Consider the following 16,212-nt stretch of genomic DNA (forward strand, 5'->3'; position numbering starts at 1 on the left):
GATGTCCGAGACAGAAAATCGCAGGCCGGAAACCGGCGCTTTCTTCCAGCGCGACCGGGATTGGCACCCGCCGGCCTTCGCCCCCGGCTACAAAACCTCGGTGCTGCGGTCGCCGCGCAAGCCACTGCTTTCGCTGGACAATACGATCTCCGAGATCACGGGTCCGGTCTTCGGCCATTCGATGCTCGGCGAACTCGACAACGACCTGATCCACAACTTCGCCAAACCCGGCGAAAGCGCCATCGGCGAGCGGATCATCGTGCATGGGCGGGTGCTGGACGAGCGCGGCCGGGCGGTGCCCGGCGCGCTGCTCGAGTTCTGGCAGGCCAATGCTGGCGGGCGCTACCGGCACAAGAAGGAAAGCTATCTTGCGCCCCTCGACCCGAATTTCGGCGGCTGCGGCCGGGCGATCACCGACGAGAACGGCTATTATTGCTTCCGCACAATCAGGCCGGGAGCCTATCCCTGGCCGAACGGCGTCAACGACTGGCGTCCGGCCCATATCCATTTTTCGGTCTTCGGCCACGGCTTTGCCCAGCGGCTGATCACCCAGATGTACTTTGAAGGCGATCCGATGATCTGGAAATGTCCGATCGTCGGCACAATCCCCGACCGGCGGGCGATCGAGCAATTGATCGCGCCGCTCGATTGGGCGAATACCATCCCGATGGATGCACGGGCCTATAAATTCGACATCGTGCTGCGCGGTCGCCGCTCGACGTTCTTCGAGAACCGGCCGGAAGGCAATTGAGGGAGGGAACGATGGTTCAGAATCTGGGCTACCTGAAGGAAACCGCCTCGCAAACGGCCGGGCCTTACGTCCACATCGGCCTCACGCCCAATTTCGGCGGCATTTCCGGTGTGTTCGAAAGCGACCTTGGATCGGTAATGGTCAATGACAAGACGCTTGGGCAACGCATCGCCGTGACCGGGCGGGTAATCGACGGCGCCGGCGCGCCGCTCAAGGACGCGCTGATCGAAATCTGGCAGGCGGATGCCGCGGGCCTCTACAATTCTCCTTCGGAACTGCGCGGCGCCGCCGACCCAAATTTCACCGGCTGGGGCCGCTCTCCGACGAGCGCCGAGGACGGCACCTTCATTTTCGAGACCGTCAAGCCCGGCCGCGTCCCGTTCAGGGACGGCCGCCTGATGGCGCCGCACATGAGCGTCTGGATCGTGGCGCGCGGCATCAATATCGGGCTGCACACGCGGATGTATTTCCCGGACGAGGCGGCGGCGAACGCCGAGGATCCGCTGCTTCAGCGGATCGAGCATCGCCATCGCGCTGAAACGCTTGTCGCCGGCGGCCAGGCGCCTAATTATGTTTTCGACATTCATCTCCAGGGGGAGAAGGAGACGGTCTTCCTGGATATCTGATCATTGGCGACTCATCCCGCGTTGCCGCGCGCTTGTCGGCTCCCCTGGTTCAGGGGAAGCCAGATCCAGGAGACGTGGAATGACCTACTCGGCCTTTGATCACCCCTATCTGTCCGGCCTGCTTGGTGACGAAGCGGTAGCGGCTGAGTTTTCCGCGGCCGCGGATATCCGCGCCATGCTCGCCTTCGAGGCGGCTCTGGCGCGGGCCGAAGCGCAGCACGGAGTGGTCCCGCATGCGGCCGCCGACCGGATTACCGAGGCATGCCGCGCCTTCTCCCCGGATGTTGCGGCCTTGCGGCGCGGAATGGCTACCGACGGCGTCGCCGTGCCGGAGCTGGTCCGTCAATTGCGGCGCGCCGTCGGCGAAGAGACAGCGGAATATGTGCACTATGGCGCCACCAGCCAGGATGTCGTCGACACCAGCCTGATGCTACGCCTGAAGGCGATCGGCGAGCTCTTCTCCGGCCGTCTCGGCGAGATTGTCACGATACTGGAGGAGGGCGTCCAGCAATGGGGCGAGCGTCCGCTGATGGGCCGCACCCGCATGCAGGCGGCCATTCCAATCACCGTAACGGACCGGATGCGGAGCTGGATCGAGCCGCTGCTCGACCACCAGGACCGGCTCGACGCGATGGATATCGACCTGTTCGCCGTGCAATTCGGCGGTGCCGCCGGCACGCTCGACAAACTCAAGGACAAGGCGGATGCGGTCCGCGCGACGCTGGCGGAGGAACTGGCGCTGATCGACTGTCCGCAATGGCACAGCCAGCGCGCTGCGATCGCCGATTTCGCCCACCTTCTTTCGCTGATCACCGGCAGTCTCGGCAAGTTCGGCCAGGACATCGCCCTGATGGCGCAAACGGGCGACGAGATCGTGCTGGCCGGCGGCGGCTCGTCCTCTGCCATGTCGCACAAGCAGAACCCGGTCGCCGCCGAAGTGCTGGTGACGCTGGCGCGCTTCAATGCCACGCAAATCTCGGGCATCCACCAGGCGATGGTGCATGAGCAGGAGCGTTCCGGTTCCGCCTGGACGCTCGAATGGCTGCTCCTGCCGCAGATCGTCGGCGCGACCGCGGCCGCACTGAGCCTTGCCGCGGAACTTGCCGGCAATATCAAGCGCCTCGGCGCCGCCTGATTGTCAAAAAGGTCCGGGCCGCTTCCTGCGAAGCGGCCCGGCTACTAGTGGCGAGACTTGAGCGGTGTCGGACGGTCACGCCGACCGGGCAATTTGCCAGTCGAGCCGGCGGACGTCCTTCTGCAATTGGGCATAGGACGGGCCCGGTATCCTGCCGTTATGCATCGCCGCCACCTCGGTTGCGTCGGCGCGGATGTTGCTCTCCTCGCGGCGCAGCCTGTTGAAGGCGACGGAACTCAGCTTGCCGGAGGCGCGCTCCGCATCCATGCGATGATTGGCGGCGCGAAGTTCGTGGAGGATCGCGGCAAGCCGCGGCTGCTGAACGACGATGGCGGAGGTCATCGGCCGGGCGTCCGAGGCGGGCGGGGCTACGTCGTCGTTGCCGAATATGCCCCGGTAATAGTCGCCGTTCTCGGGACCGGTTGAGTTTGGACCTTCCTGCCGCCCGGCAGCGAAGGCGCCGCCTATGGCGAGCGAGAGAGTGAGGGCGGCGATTGCGGATGTCTTGATGAGCGAGCGCATCTTTGCGTCTCCTTGAACTTGAGGAAGCGGAGCGCTTCCGACCGGGGCTGTCTCATACCGTCGTGTCGCGACCCTTTCGATCGCCGGCAGTATTCAGCCTCGAGTAAAGGAATAGGCCAGGAGACGGCGTAAGTCACATTAACAATAAATAAAGTTCTGCTAGCATTCTTTGACATAGTTTTGTCCAATTCCGGACGGGTGCAGCGTAAAATGGCGAGAAACTATTAAGGGAATAAATGTTCTGTAGGTCGATGTCCCCCCAGTAACTATGGTGCCGACCGGCGTTCATGAACTATCTGTAATATTTCAGGCGTGCCGTCCGTTCAAGGCGTTGCCCGCCGGCCAAAATTCTTAGAGCAAACGCCGATCCGGTTGAATCGTTGCTGCGGTCGCAGACACCCCCTCTGCCCTCCCCGGCATCTCCCCCACAAGGGGGAGATTGGCTGGAAACGGCGTTCTGCCCCACGCCATCCTACGTTTGCCGAAATCAAGGCACCTGCAAATTTCCATGCATGGATATTCGATGGGCGGGACATTCGTTTTGGCCGATCTCCCCCCTTGTGGGGGAGATGGCCCGGCAGGGCAGAGCGGGGTATCACGCCGTTCCAATCGGATTGGATTCCGCCTCTAGAGCGCCGCGCGTTCATTCGAACGCGCAAAGGACGCTCTAGCACTTTGAATCTAGAGCATCTTTTCTGCTTTCGGTGGTTCCACTTGAAAGCAGGATGCTCTAGGCGGAGCGGAGCCGCTCGCGTTCGCGTTCGTAATAGCGCTCGAGCGAGGGCAGCGCCGATTTGAGCGCGTCGAACTCAGCCGCGTCGATGCCGCCGGGGTCGCGGTACTTCGCTTCGATATAGGCGAGATGTCGGCCGAGTGCTGCCTCGGAGGCATCCTCGGCCAGCGTGAAGACCGGTGAGACCGTGTTCCGCCCCTTGACGGTGATGCGGTCGATCTCGACGACCGGGAAGCTGGCGGCGGCGAGTGCGGACGTCCGTTCGCCAAGCAACAGCGGGATGCCATAGTCCTTCGAGGCCCCCTCGAGGCGCGAGGCGAGGTTGACCGCATCCCCCAGCGCCGAATAGTCGAAGCGGCGGGCGGAGCCCATGTTGCCGACGACGCATTCGCCGGTATTGATGCCGATACCGATGCGCAGCATCTTCGGCGGTCGACCTGCCGCCTTGGCCTCGGCTTCGAGTTCGGCATTGACGCTGGCGAGCGCGGCGAGCATGTCGCGGGCCGCGGCGACGGCGTGAAGGGCGTGGTCGGGATCGTCGAGCGGCGCATTCCAGAAGGCCATCAGGCAGTCGCCGATGTATTTGTCGATCGTGCCGCCCTGATTCAGCACCGCTTCCGAGAGCGGCGTCAGCAGCCGATTGACGAGCGTCGTCAGCCCCTCCGGGTCGTCCTTCATGTCTTCCGCGATCGTCGTGAAGCCGCGAACGTCGCAGAAGAGGATCGTCAGCGTCCGTCTTTCGCCACCGAGCTTCAGTTGCGACGGGTCCTGCGCCAGCCGTTCGACCAGCGCCGGCGAGAGATACTGCGAGAAGGCGCGGGTGATCTCGCGGCGGCGGCGGCGCTCCTCGGCATAGTCGATGCCCGCCTGGCCGACGGCAACGCCGAGGAAGGCGAGGGCGGGGCCGAGCGGTGAGACGAAGACATGGCCGAAGCGCATCAGGCCGTAGCTTGCGAGAACGATCAGCGCGAGCGCGAAGGCGCCGTAGCCGAACGTCCTCCAACTGGTCAATTTCAAGACGACAAGCGCTGCGGCCAGCGCGGCGACGAGGATTGCCGGCATGGAAACGGGCGTGCCCGCCATTTTGATGGCGAGCCGGTGAACGAGATTGTCGTAGATGGTCGCCTGGATCTCCGCGCCGGCGACGAGGCCGCGCGAAAACACCGTGTCGGAGGTGGCGAAGGCATCGACGCCGCCCTCGGCGATCGACGGGGCGTTTTGCAAGCTCAGGCCGACGATGACGACGCGGTCGCGGAACGTGCCTTCCGGCAGGAAATTTTCCGGATCGAGCGCCTGGTAATAGGAAACGGTCGGATAGGTGCGCGCCGGGCCGAAGGTCTGGATCAGGGTCTCACCCCGCGGCGGCTCCGAGGTCATTCCGGCGACCGTCGCGAGCGTCACCGCGAAGCCGTCCGGATAGGGAGGGATTTGCCTGAGCGTACCGTCGCCGCTGAGATTGACCGAGGCGATGCCGACCTTGGCGCCTCTGTCCGTAAAGCGGGCGAGGGGTTCGGTGCGGACGAATTGTTCGGCTTGCGGCGTCTGGATCAGCGTCTGGTCGCCGGCCAGCACCACGTCGGGACCCAGGACTGCGGCGAGCGCCGCGTCGTTTCGCGGATCGGCGGCCGACTCGGCAAAGATGACGTCGAGCGCGATCGCCCGTGCGCCGGCCTTTCTCAGCGCCTCGATCAGCCGGGCGTGCAGCGCGCGAGGCCACGGCCATTGGCTGCCGATCTCAGCCATCGACGGCTCGTCGATCGCGACGATGATGGGGCTGTCCTCCGGAAGCGCGGGGCGGCCAATGATCGAGAGGTAGTCATAAGCCCTTAGGTCGGCGAGAGACCAGGAGCCAGTCAGCGACGCCAGGGAGACGAGGGCAGCGACAAAGACGGTGAGGGCGGCAAGCTTGGTTCGCCGTGGCGAATGACGGATTCGATCGATGGTAGCGGAAAGTCGACCACGGACGTGCATCAGAACCGCACTTTGACGGTGCCCTTGACGGTCGGCCCCCAGCCGGGCAGGCCGTCACGCACCTCGAATTCTTCGTCGAGCAGGTTGAAGCCGGCGAGTTCGACCTCGATCCGCTTGTCGAAGGGTTCCCATTGGAGGGCGGCGTCGAGGGTCCAGAAGTCGTCGAGCGTGGCCGTGCTGTCCGTCCGTTCGCCGACGTAGTTTGCTGCCAGCGTCGTTTTGACGTTTGCAGTGCTGACCCAGGTCAAAGCCACTTGGCCCGAATTTTCCGGCAAGAAGGGCAGATCGCCGCTGCTCCCGGCCGACAGGTTCTCGCTTTCGATGCGGGCCACCGTCGCTGAGAGACCCAGCCCATGGCCGATCGCTACGTTGGCGGTCAGTGCGACCCGGTGGACTCTGCCTTTGTCGAAATCAAAGTCCGTCGTCAAGAACGGGAAATCAATCGAGCCGTTGTGGATTTCCTGATGCTGATAGTCGACAGCCGTGAAGAACCAATCGTTCCATTCGGCATCCCAACGAAGGGCGACCGTGTCGGCATAGCCCTCGGTCCCGATCAAAAACTGATTGGGCTGCAGCCCGACGATGCCAACGGGCGCTAAGGTGGCCGCGTCAAAGTTGTAGCCTTCGCGCTGTACCGCTGCACGCAGCCAATGGCCCTCGGCCGGTGCCCAGGCGACACCCAGTTTCGGCTCGAGCCGGATATTGTTGTTGTTGGTGCCCTCGATGTAGCGGGCAAATAGTGCGCCTTCGAGCTTCAGGTCAGGCGTAACCTCATAGAGGCCGTCGATGTAGGCCATGGCGACTGCCTGCGTCGAGGACTGAAGAAATGTCGCGGTTTCGAGAGGATCGGGCGGCTCGATGAGCCTGACGTGCGTCCTTGTATCCGATCGGATTTTACCGGCCTCAACACCATAACGCCAAGTCAGATCTCCGTCGCCATATGTGTGGCTCAAGGCAGCGATGTAGCTGCGATCCTTCTTATCGACGTCTAAGCTGCCTTCGCTCCCTCCGTCGCGCAGCGTTTGCTTATCATCGGTACGAAATTCATTGAAAAACAGAGCCCCGTTTCCGACGTTTCGGTAACCGAATGTGTGACTCCACGCGACGCCCGAAAGTATTGCGGAAGAGTTGTCCTCTATTTCGACGTCCGGCGGGCTGGGCAGAAGTTCCTGGAAATCGTCGACATTCGAATAATTTGCGAAAGCGACAAAGCGGTCGTCAGGCGTCGGGTTGGCCGTGATGAAGCCGTTGCCTCCGATAATCCGCAGTTCCCGTTCCATGCGCGCTCCCCCGGACTCGATGGTGTCCCTCGGCTCCTCCCATTGGAACGTGCTGAACACGCTGATCGGGAATGGGGACACCGTAAATCCGCGAACTGCTGCTTCTCCCACCCACCCGGTTTGATCGTCATTGGCGATGACCCCGCCGCCAAGCTCGATCTCAAAGAACGGTGATTGCAGCAAGTTGACCGTTCGTTCCCGGCTCGCGAGCATGTGTGGCTCCAGTAGAAGCCCCTGGATGAGAGCGGAGTAGCCGGTTGGATTGACCGTGTTGGTAATTGCGTTCGCGTCGAAATCGTAATTGTTGAAGAAGGGATTAACGCTGCCGCGCACCGCCTGGTCCACGTAGCTCGCGCCGGTGAAGGGGTCGAACACGGCATCGCCGTAATATTGCCCCCAGGCGTCTAGCCCCTGCAGGCGGAACGCGTCGTTGAGCGTCGAGCCGGCCTCCTGGTTGGCTCCGAGCGCCGCGTTGTCGCCACCGCGCGCCCGTGTGCGGCGCATTGCTTCCTGGGCGTTGCGGATGGCCGCGTCCGCGTCGTAGGCATCGATGGCAAGGGCGGTTCTGACCGTCGGCACGACAGGGTCGTTGGGATCGAGCCTGTCGGCATTGTCGAGCGCCTGGGCAGCCGGTACCCGGTCGCCCTTTTCATAATGCGCTGCTGCAAGTAGCAACTGGGCATTGGAATAGGTGGGGTTAGCCGTCGAGGCGGCGAGCAAGTCTTCAACGGCCTTGTCGACTTCACCATTCTGCAAGTAATAGCGGCCACGCGCTAAAAGAGCGAGGTCGAAAGAGGGATCGACGGACAGTGCGGTATCGATTGCTTGTTTCGCCTCCGCCGTCCGCATTTCGTCTAGATACTGGAGAGCTAGATTTGCATGGGCGACGGGATCAAGGGGATCGAGTGCAATCGCCTCCTTGAATGAGGCCTCCGCAGCGCGATCGTCGCCGCGCACACTCTGGACCAGCCCCAAGGAATTCCGAATGGATGACGAGCCGGGAGCTGTCTTCAGCGCGGCCTCGAGATCAGTAAGCGCGCCGTCGAGGTCATTTTCGATGTGGTAGCGATAATGGGCGCGGGCCTCAAGCGCGGTCGGATCTTCAGGATCGATCGAAAACGCCCGTTCGACGCTATCGCGAAACTCTTCGCGATCGTCAATCAAGAGTGCGGCTTGCGCCCGCAAGGCAGGTAGGGTCGGATCGTCGGGGTATCGCCGCTCGGCCCCTTTAATGACCTCGATCGCTGCGGGAATATCCTCCCGAAAACCAGCGGTCCAGGCCTGTGCCATGGCTGCATACCGGCCGGTAGCATGGCGTGGCGGCTCCTCCACGCGCGTAGGATCGGCGAGCCCGCGCGCGAAATAGCCGCCATAGGCAGCGATCGTAAGGCGGCTGGCGTCGAGCCCGCGCTCGGCTTTCTCAAAAAGCCGAGCGGCTTCCTGATACTGTTTCGAGGAGCCTGCGATCAATGCCCTAATGAGGTCGGCGCGAGCCGTCTGCGCGCTTGTCAGGCCAAGCTCGCTTGCCTCTGAAAGCGCTGTTTGAGCCTTGTGGCGGCCATTGAGAGACAAATAGATTTCGGCAAGCGTCAACCAGTCTTCGGCCGAGCGGGACATTTCCGGTTGGGTCTCGATGCGCGTGCGTTGGCGACGCATCTCGGGAGCGCTGAGGTGGGTCGGCGGCATCCAGGCGAAGGCGTCACGAAGCGACAGATGGATGAGCATCTGCTCGCGATCCTTGGGCGTGACGATGAAGATCCTCGTCGGTGCGCTGCCGATCGCGGCCACTGCACCCTCGCCCTGTCTCACCGTGACGCTGCCATGGACGTTCTTGAGCTCGACGACGCCTTCGAGGACAGTGAGCGACGTCTTGCCGTCGCCGCCAACAGTCATCGTCCAGTCGGTGCCGCGGATGGCGGCGGCCGCGGCGGGCGTGTCGATGACCAGGCCTTCGCCGCCGCGTTCGGCGCGAGCCCAGATCGACCCGGATTGAAGTTCGAGGTTCGTATTGCCTCCGCCGATCTGCTTGACCCGCAAGGCAGTGTTCCGTCCGAGCCGGATCTGCGTGTGGTCGCGAAAGAGCACGGCGAGCGCGCCGGTGGCGTTGGTGCGTAGCACGTCGCCGGCAATCAGGTCCTGGGCGAGGTCGACGAACCGCCAATTAGATACATCGACGAAGCGCACCTCCTCGCCGGACTTGCGGGCAATAACCGATCCTGCCGCGGGCTGATGCCGCGGCACCGGCTCGGCAAACGCGAGCGATGGCGCAAAGAGCGCCATTGCGATCAGCAATGCCCCCGTTCTTCTTCGCCGCATTCCTGCAACTGCCCCTCGTTACACGGAATCCAGTGGATTTTCGGGCTGGAAAAGTCAAGCGCCCAGTTTTGGGCATATATTGTTACCGGCCCGGTGTAATAAAGAGGAGACAAGGAGCAAGGGGACACACATGGATCTCGGGGGAAATCTGTACAAGCTCGAAGCCTCAAGTGAAGGAGAGGGCCGGGAGATCGCGCCGGCCGCCTATTACGATCACATCCAGAAGATCAATGATGTCTTCTCCGATCAGATCAAGATGTCCGATCAGAAGGCGGCCTATATCTTTACCTTCATGTTTGCCTTCTTGGTCTCGTCCGAAGAAGGGCGGAGCGTGTTTACTTGGCAGCGATATACGGAAGGGGAGATGCTGCCGATGATACTCTCGGCTGCCATGGCGCTGGCCTCGATATTCTCGTTGCTTGCCGCCATTCTCGTTGTCCTGCCGAGAAAGGGCGCCACGTCCACGACGCTCTTCTGGGGTGCGTGGCGCGCCCACCGCGACGAGTTCATCGATGCGGCAGGCCGTGGTGATTCGACCTATCTGTTTCGGCAGTATGTGGACAACGCCGACGTGCTTTCGGCGATTGCCTGCAGCAAATATCGCTTCGTCATCGCCGCTTTCCGCGGCCTGCTGATCACGGTACTCGCCTATGTCTGCCTGCTGGCAATCCCCTGAACCTGGCTGAGCCGTCACTGACTTCCGCCACGGAGAAAGCGGCAGGCGCTACCTCGCCGCGCCTACACCGAGTCGCGCACCCGCTCCCAGGCCTTCGTTAGGTGCCGCCCCAGCACCTCCGATAGCTTGCCCTTGTCGCGGGCCTCGAGCGTCGCGATCATCTCCTCGTGCTCGGCGACGGCGGCAGCCCATTTTTCCGGGCCTTCGTGGCCGATGAAGCGGATGCGCTTCAGCCGCGTCTGCAGCATGGCGTGCATGTCGGCGAGCGCCGCGTTGCCGGAAAGCTGGGCGATCGCCGTGTGGATCTGCTGGTTGAGCTTGTAATATTGCAGCCGGTCGCCTGCCTTGTAGCGGGCGACCATTTCGTCGTGCAGCGCCCTGATTTCCGCAATCTCCGCGTCGCTTGCGGCTTCGCAGGCAAGTCGGCCGGCAAGCTCCTCGAGCGACTGCAAGACGGTCAGCATGTCCTTGACGTCCTTGGCGCTGAAGCGCTTGACGACGGCGCCGCGGCTCGGCACGAGCTCGACCAGGCCCTCGCTCGCCAGATATTTGATCGCTTCGCGCAGCGGCGTGCGCGACACGCCGAGTTGTTCGCCGAGCTGACCTTCGTGCAGCCGGGTGCCGGGCGGCAGATCCCCCTCGATGATCATGTCGCGAAGATGGCTGACCAGCGTGTCGTGCAGCGCAGTGCGCCGGATCGGCCCCGGGCCGCCTTCGGGCCGCCGCTCCAATGATGTGATTTCGTTCATTTTCCCGTTCTGCGCTGCGACCGGTAACCGGTCGTAAGTTCTCTTGGTCGCCCCGATTGAATCAGCTGCGCCTCATTCAAGCATGGAGACAGGCCCCGCCATCGTCAACAAAAAATGCTGCATACAGAATACAAAAGACTTGATGCAGAATATTGGATGACGTATGACGGGGGCCAAGGCATGAAAACGGAGGAGCATCGAATGACGAGCAACGGAGCGGCCGAAGCGGTGGATAGCCGGCCTGTCATCGCCCTTGCCATGGGCGACCCGGCAGGGATCAGTCCGGAACTCACGGCGCGGCTGCTGGCGCTCGGGGATGTCCGAGAAGCGGCGCATGTCATTGCCATCGGTGATCGCCGCATTCTTGACGAAGGCGTCAAGGTGGCCGGCGTAACGCTCGATCTCGAAGCGGCCTCGCTCGAGACGCTCGACCGGGCCGGCACCGCGCGTCACGTCTTCGTCGATCTCAGGCATCTCGATCCGGCCGATGTGGTGCGCGGCGAGGCGACGCTTGCCGGCGGCACCTTCGCCACCCGGAATTTTCGCGCGGCGCTGGAGCTGGCGCATGCCGGCAAGGCCGACGCGGTCTGCTTCACGCCCTTCAACAAGAAGGCAATGCGCTTTGCCTATCCGGGCTATGACGACGAGATACGCTTCGTCGCCGACGTGCTTTCCTTCACCGGCAAGGTCCGCGAGTTCAATGTGCTTGAAAAAGTATGGAACGCCCGCGTCACCTCGCACATTCCGCTCAAGGACGTGACGCGAAGCCTTTCGGTGGAAGGAATTGTTGCCGAACTCGAGCTCACCCGGGCCTGCCTCACGAACGCCGGCCATGACGAGGCGCGGATCGCGGTCGCGGGGCTGAACCCGCATGCCGGCGACGGCGGCAGCTTCGGCATGGAGGAGATCGACATCATCGAGCCGGCCGTCGCGAAGGCGAAGGCGCTCGGCTTCAACGTCGAGGGGCCGTTTCCGGCCGACACGGTGTTCGTGCGGGCGCTGAAGGAAGGCTTCCACGCGGTGCTGACCATGTATCACGACCAGGGCCAGATCGCCATGAAGCTGATGGGCTTCGACAAGGGCGTGACGATGATGGGCGGCCTGCCTTTCCCGCTCTGCACGCCGGCGCATGGCACGGCCTACGACATTGCCGGCAAGGGCATCGCCGATGTCGGCGCCAGCCGCGAAGCGATCCTGCTTGCGGCGCGCATGGCGAAGAAAAACCGGGGGCTCTCCGCCGCCGCCTGAATTCGCACGCTTTCAAGACATACCGGCGCCAGGGGAGGTCTTGCGCCGGATCCAACTCAACGGGAGGACCAGACATGAAGAAATCCGTTTCTATCGCATGCATGATCGCCGCCGCGCTCGGCGTGGCCGCGCCGGCCGCGGCCTTCGAGCCGAACCGTCCGGTGGAATTCGTCGTCACCGCCGGTCCCGGCGGCGGCACAGACATTTTCGCGCGCACGATCCAGGCGATCATCGCCAAATACGAACTGATGAAGTCGCCGGTGGTCGTCACCAACAAGGGCAGCGCCGGCGGAGCGGAGGGCTTCGTCTACACGGCCGGCTACAAGGGCGACGCCCACAAGCTCGCCTTCGGCACCAACAACTCCTATCTGCTGCCCGTTCGCGCCAAGGTGCCCTACAAGGCCGAGGACCTGACGCCGGTCGCAGCTCTTGCATCCGATGAATTCGTCCTCTGGGTCAACGGCAAGGCGGATTATGCCACTGCCGCAGATTTCGTCGCGAAGGCGAAGGAGGGCGGCTTAAAGATCGGTGGCAGCCAGTCGAAGGACGTCGACCAGATCCTGACCTCGATGATCAACGACGCGACCGGCGCCAAGATCAACTACATCCCGTTCAAGAGCGGCGGCGAGGCGGCGGTGCAGCTTGCCGGCGAGCATATCGACGCCAATGTCAACAATCCGAGCGAAAATCTCGGCCAGTGGCAGGCCGGCATGGTGAAGCCGCTCTGCGTCTTCAAGAGCGTGAAGCTTCCGAGCGACACGAAGGTCGCCGGCGACAAGGGCTGGGGCGATATCCCGACCTGCAAGGAGGCCGGCATTCCGATCGACAACTATTCCATGCCGCGCACCGTCTGGCTGCCGGGCGGCGTCGAGCCGGATGTCGTGCAGTTCTATGCGGATGTGATGCGTAAGGTTTCCGAGACGCCGGAATGGGCGAAGTATCTCGCCGATACGTCGCAGTCGCCGGTCTATCTGAGCGGTGACGAACTCAAGTCCGCGGTCGAGGTGGACGGCGCCGCCGTCAGCGAAGTGCTGAAGCGCGAAGGCTGGCTTGCCAACTAAGACTCAGGCGGGCGCCGGGAGCGGACATGCTCTCCGGCGCTTTCGGCGCCTGCCACCGCTTTCGAAAGGTTACGGTCATGAGTGAGAACAGTGCGAATGGGATCTCCCGCTTCGCGGTCGAGCTTGGCGTCGCGGCGCTGACCGCCGCCTTTGGCGCCGCCGTCTGCTACGGTTCGCTCGATATCGGCGCCGGCTGGACCGAGATGGGGCCGGATGCGGGCTATTTCCCCTTCTATATCGGCCTTCTCATCGTCTTCGGCAGCCTCGTCAATATCGCCCACGCGTTCCTCAAGCACCGCGGCACCGGAGAGATCTTCCTCGATGCCGGGCGCGCCAAGGTTGTTGCTTCCTTCCTGCTGCCGCTCGTTGCCTTCGGCGCCGTTTCCGCCTGGCTCGGGCTCTATGTCGGGACGGCTCTCTATATAGCCGCGACGATGCTCTTCCAAGGGCGCTACAGATGGTGGATCGCCCTGCCGGCAGGGCTCGGCGTCTCGCTCGTCTTCTTCGTCGTCTTCGAAATCGGCTTCCAGGTTCCGCTGCTGAAGGGACCGGTCGAGGCCTGGTTCGGGATCTATTGACCCGGGCGAATGCATTGCCTGCGGGAGGAATGACATGGAAAATATCGGTCTTCTGATCGACGGCTTCGGCCACATCCTGAGCTGGAACCACATTCTGTTGATGATGGTGGGCGTGACGCTCGGCATTCTTGTCGGCGTGCTGCCGGGGCTCGGGGCACCGAACGGCGTGTCGCTGCTCTTGCCGCTCACCTTCTCGATGGAACCGATCTCGGCGATCATCCTGCTCTCCTGCATGTATTGGGGCGCGCTCTTCGGCGGCTCGACGACGTCGATCCTCTTCAACATCCCGGGCGAACCCTCCTCCGTCGCCACCACCTTCGACGGCTATCCGATGGCCAAGGCCGGACAGGCAAGCCGGGCGCTGACGCTCGCCTTCGTCTCGGCCGGCCTCGGGGCGCTGGCCGGCGTCGTGATGATCACGCTGCTTTCCGGCTGGGTCGCGAATTTCGCCCTCCGGTTTTCGTCGCCCGAATTTTTCGCAGTTTATTTCCTCGCCTTTGCGAGCTTCATCTCGATGGGCGCGCAGTCGCCCTTCAAGACCCTCGTTTCGATGATGCTCGGCTTCGCGCTCGCCTCGATCGGCATGGACACGATCTCCGGCAATCTGCGGCTGACCTTCGACATTCCCGAACTCATAAAAGGCGTAAGCTTCTTGATCGCCGTCATGGGCCTCTTCGGCATCGGCGAACTGCTGCTGACGACCGAGGAAGGCCTGCGCTTCGAAGGCATCAAGGCGCGCGTCAAGCTCGCCGAGATCGGCCGCACGCTGATCGAGATCCCGCGCTACTGGCTGACCATCGCCCGCTCGACAATCATTGGCATCTGGATGGGCATCACGCCGGCCGGCCCGACCGCCGCGTCCTTCATGAGCTATGGCGTCGCCCGCCGCTCGGCACGCGACAAGTCCCTGTTCGGCAAGGGCGATCCGCGCGGCGTCGTGGCGCCGGAAACCGCCGACCATTCGGCCGGCACCTCGGCGCTGCTGCCGATGCTGGCGCTTGGCGTGCCCGGTTCGGCGACCGCCGCGGTGATGATGGGCGGCCTGATGATATGGGGCCTGACGCCCGGCCCGATGCTCTTCACCGACCGGCCGGATTTCGTCTGGGGCCTGATCGCCTCGATGTATCTCGGCAATGTCGTCGCCGTGTTCCTGGTGATCGCGACCGTGCCGCTCTACGCTTCGATCCTGCACGTGCCCTTCTCGATCATCGGTCCGATCATCGTCGCGGTGATCTTCTCGGGGGCCTATCAGGTCGCAAATTCCGTCTCCGACATTTTCCTGGTTATTGGTTTCGGCCTGCTCGGCTACGTTTTCAAGAAGCTCGATTATCCGCTGGCGCCGCTGGTTCTCGCCATGGTGCTTGGCGACAAGGCCGAGGATGCATTCCGCCAATCGATGCTGATGTCCGGCGGCAGCCTCAACATTTTCTGGTCGAACGGGCTCGTTTCCGCGCTGATGGCGCTCGGCCTGGTGCTGCTTCTTTCCCCGCTTGCCTTCTGGCTGATAGGCAGCCTGCGCAAGCGCCGGCACGACGTCGCTCCGCATGGCGACGGCAACGCGGCAGCCTGAATGGGCCGCCGCAGAAACACCTGATCAAATCTCTCCAATCTCGAGGAGTTCGCCATGGCGCCACGCAAATGGAACCGTGACAACTGGCCGATCGCGGCCGCGATGATCCAGTACCCGAATATTTTGCCGGACGGCCGATCCGTGCAGGAGCAGTCGGTGGAGGAATGGGCCGCAACGCTTCACGATGTGGTCGACGCCGGCTTTACCGAGCTCGACCCGACCGACAGCTGGATCCGGCTCGCGGATCTGTCGCGTGATCGGCTGGAAGAATTCGTCGGTTTGACTCAATCCCTCGGCCTCGCGATCCCGGCGATCTCGACCTCGCGGCGCAGCCTGATCGATCCCGAGCATGGCGAGGAATATCTCGCCTATGGACACCGGGTCATCGAGACTGCGGCGGCAGTCGGCGCGGGCTCTGTTTCCTTCGGCTTCTTCGGTCCGCTGACGGAGGCGCAGAGACAAGTGCTGTGGTTCTGGACCGTCGATGGACTGAAGAACCCGGACGACGCGGCGACGTGGAAGACGGCGGTTTCGCGGGTCCGCGAGCTCGGCCGGCATGCGGAAGAGCTCGGCGTCGAGGTGTCCTTGGAAATGTACGAGGACACCTATCTCGGCACGGCCGACAGTTCGGTGCGCTTCGTCGAGGAGGTCGGGCTCCAAAATGTCGGCATCAACGCCGATCTCGGCAACCTCATCCGCCTGCATCGGCCGGTCGAGCATTGGCAGGAGATGATGGCAAAGGTTGCGCCCTTTGCTAAATATTGGCACGTCAAGAACTACAACCGCACGGAGGATGCGGCTTCGGGGCTCATCGTCACCCATCCGGCCCCGCTCGAATTCGGCGTCATCAATTACCGCTCGGCGATCCGCATGGCCCTGGCGCACGGCTTCGAAAGCCCCTTCCTCTGCGAGCATTATGGCGGCGACGGGCTTTCCGTCAGCGCCGCCAACCGCGATTATCTGAGGCGCATCCTGCCTCGCGAACAGGGACATTAA

General features: G+C 63.1%; 13 protein-coding genes. 9 read left to right on the forward strand and 4 right to left on the reverse strand.

Annotated elements, in window-relative coordinates; genetic code table 11:
• Position 1: 1 nt before the first annotated feature.
• The 3 genes from pcaH (at position 2) to CO656_RS10865 (ending at position 2,512) form a co-directional block, all read left to right on the forward strand.
• Entirely contained in the window at positions 2–751 is a 750-nt protein-coding gene (gene pcaH / locus CO656_RS10855) for a protocatechuate 3,4-dioxygenase subunit beta (RefSeq protein WP_097525758.1), read from the forward strand.
• An 11-nt stretch (positions 752–762) separates the two neighbouring features.
• Positions 763–1,377, forward strand: a complete 615-nt coding sequence (pcaG, locus tag CO656_RS10860; protein WP_097525759.1) for a protocatechuate 3,4-dioxygenase subunit alpha — start codon at positions 763–765, stop codon at positions 1,375–1,377.
• 79 nt (positions 1,378–1,456) lie between these two features.
• Positions 1,457–2,512 carry a 3-carboxy-cis,cis-muconate cycloisomerase gene (locus CO656_RS10865; RefSeq protein ID WP_097525760.1) on the forward strand — a complete coding sequence of 352 codons (1,056 nt, stop codon included), beginning with the start codon at positions 1,457–1,459 and terminating at the stop codon, positions 2,510–2,512.
• Positions 2,513–2,587: 75 nt separating this feature from the next.
• On the opposite strand, the gene CO656_RS10870 is transcribed toward CO656_RS10865, so the two are convergent.
• From CO656_RS10870 to CO656_RS10880, 3 genes are all read right to left on the reverse strand, one after another.
• Entirely contained in the window at positions 2,588–3,034 is a 447-nt protein-coding gene (locus CO656_RS10870) for a hypothetical protein (RefSeq protein ID WP_097525761.1), read from the reverse strand.
• A 730-nt stretch (positions 3,035–3,764) separates the two neighbouring features.
• Positions 3,765–5,738, reverse strand: coding sequence for an adenylate/guanylate cyclase domain-containing protein (locus CO656_RS10875; protein WP_097525762.1), 1,974 nt, complete (start codon positions 5,736–5,738; stop codon positions 3,765–3,767).
• Positions 5,738–9,334 carry a FecR domain-containing protein gene (locus tag CO656_RS10880; protein ID WP_097525763.1) on the reverse strand — a complete coding sequence of 1,199 codons (3,597 nt, stop codon included), beginning with the start codon at positions 9,332–9,334 and terminating at the stop codon, positions 5,738–5,740. Before CO656_RS10880 ends, CO656_RS10875 begins: the two co-directional genes overlap by 1 nt.
• A gap of 130 nt (positions 9,335–9,464) precedes the next feature.
• Here CO656_RS10880 and CO656_RS10885 point away from each other — a divergent pair, with 130 nt between their 5' ends.
• Positions 9,465–10,010: a Pycsar system effector family protein gene (locus CO656_RS10885; RefSeq protein ID WP_097525764.1), complete on the forward strand. Its 546-nt coding sequence runs from the start codon at positions 9,465–9,467 to the stop codon at positions 10,008–10,010.
• A gap of 62 nt (positions 10,011–10,072) precedes the next feature.
• Here CO656_RS10885 and CO656_RS10890 read toward each other — a convergent pair whose 3' ends face one another.
• Entirely contained in the window at positions 10,073–10,759 is a 687-nt protein-coding gene (locus CO656_RS10890) for a GntR family transcriptional regulator (RefSeq protein ID WP_097525765.1), read from the reverse strand.
• A gap of 201 nt (positions 10,760–10,960) precedes the next feature.
• Here CO656_RS10890 and CO656_RS10895 point away from each other — a divergent pair, with 201 nt between their 5' ends.
• The 5 genes from CO656_RS10895 (at position 10,961) to CO656_RS10915 (ending at position 16,212) form a co-directional block, all read left to right on the forward strand.
• Positions 10,961–12,007: a 4-hydroxythreonine-4-phosphate dehydrogenase PdxA gene (locus CO656_RS10895; protein WP_097525766.1), complete on the forward strand. Its 1,047-nt coding sequence runs from the start codon at positions 10,961–10,963 to the stop codon at positions 12,005–12,007.
• 74 nt (positions 12,008–12,081) lie between these two features.
• Entirely contained in the window at positions 12,082–13,068 is a 987-nt protein-coding gene (locus tag CO656_RS10900; RefSeq protein WP_097525767.1) for a tripartite tricarboxylate transporter substrate binding protein, read from the forward strand.
• Between the two features lie 77 nt (positions 13,069–13,145).
• Positions 13,146–13,646 (forward strand): tripartite tricarboxylate transporter TctB family protein, encoded by a 501-nt coding sequence (locus tag CO656_RS10905; protein WP_097525966.1) that lies wholly within the window; start codon positions 13,146–13,148, stop codon positions 13,644–13,646.
• Between the two features lie 34 nt (positions 13,647–13,680).
• Positions 13,681–15,216 (forward strand): tripartite tricarboxylate transporter permease, encoded by a 1,536-nt coding sequence (locus CO656_RS10910; RefSeq protein WP_097525768.1) that lies wholly within the window; start codon positions 13,681–13,683, stop codon positions 15,214–15,216.
• Positions 15,217–15,270: 54 nt separating this feature from the next.
• Positions 15,271–16,212, forward strand: coding sequence for a sugar phosphate isomerase/epimerase family protein (locus tag CO656_RS10915; RefSeq protein ID WP_097525769.1), 942 nt, complete (start codon positions 15,271–15,273; stop codon positions 16,210–16,212).

Origin of the sequence: Sinorhizobium sp. FG01 (genome assembly GCF_002531875.1) — a bacterium.
GTDB classification, from domain to species: domain Bacteria; phylum Pseudomonadota; class Alphaproteobacteria; order Rhizobiales; family Rhizobiaceae; genus Sinorhizobium; species Sinorhizobium fredii_C.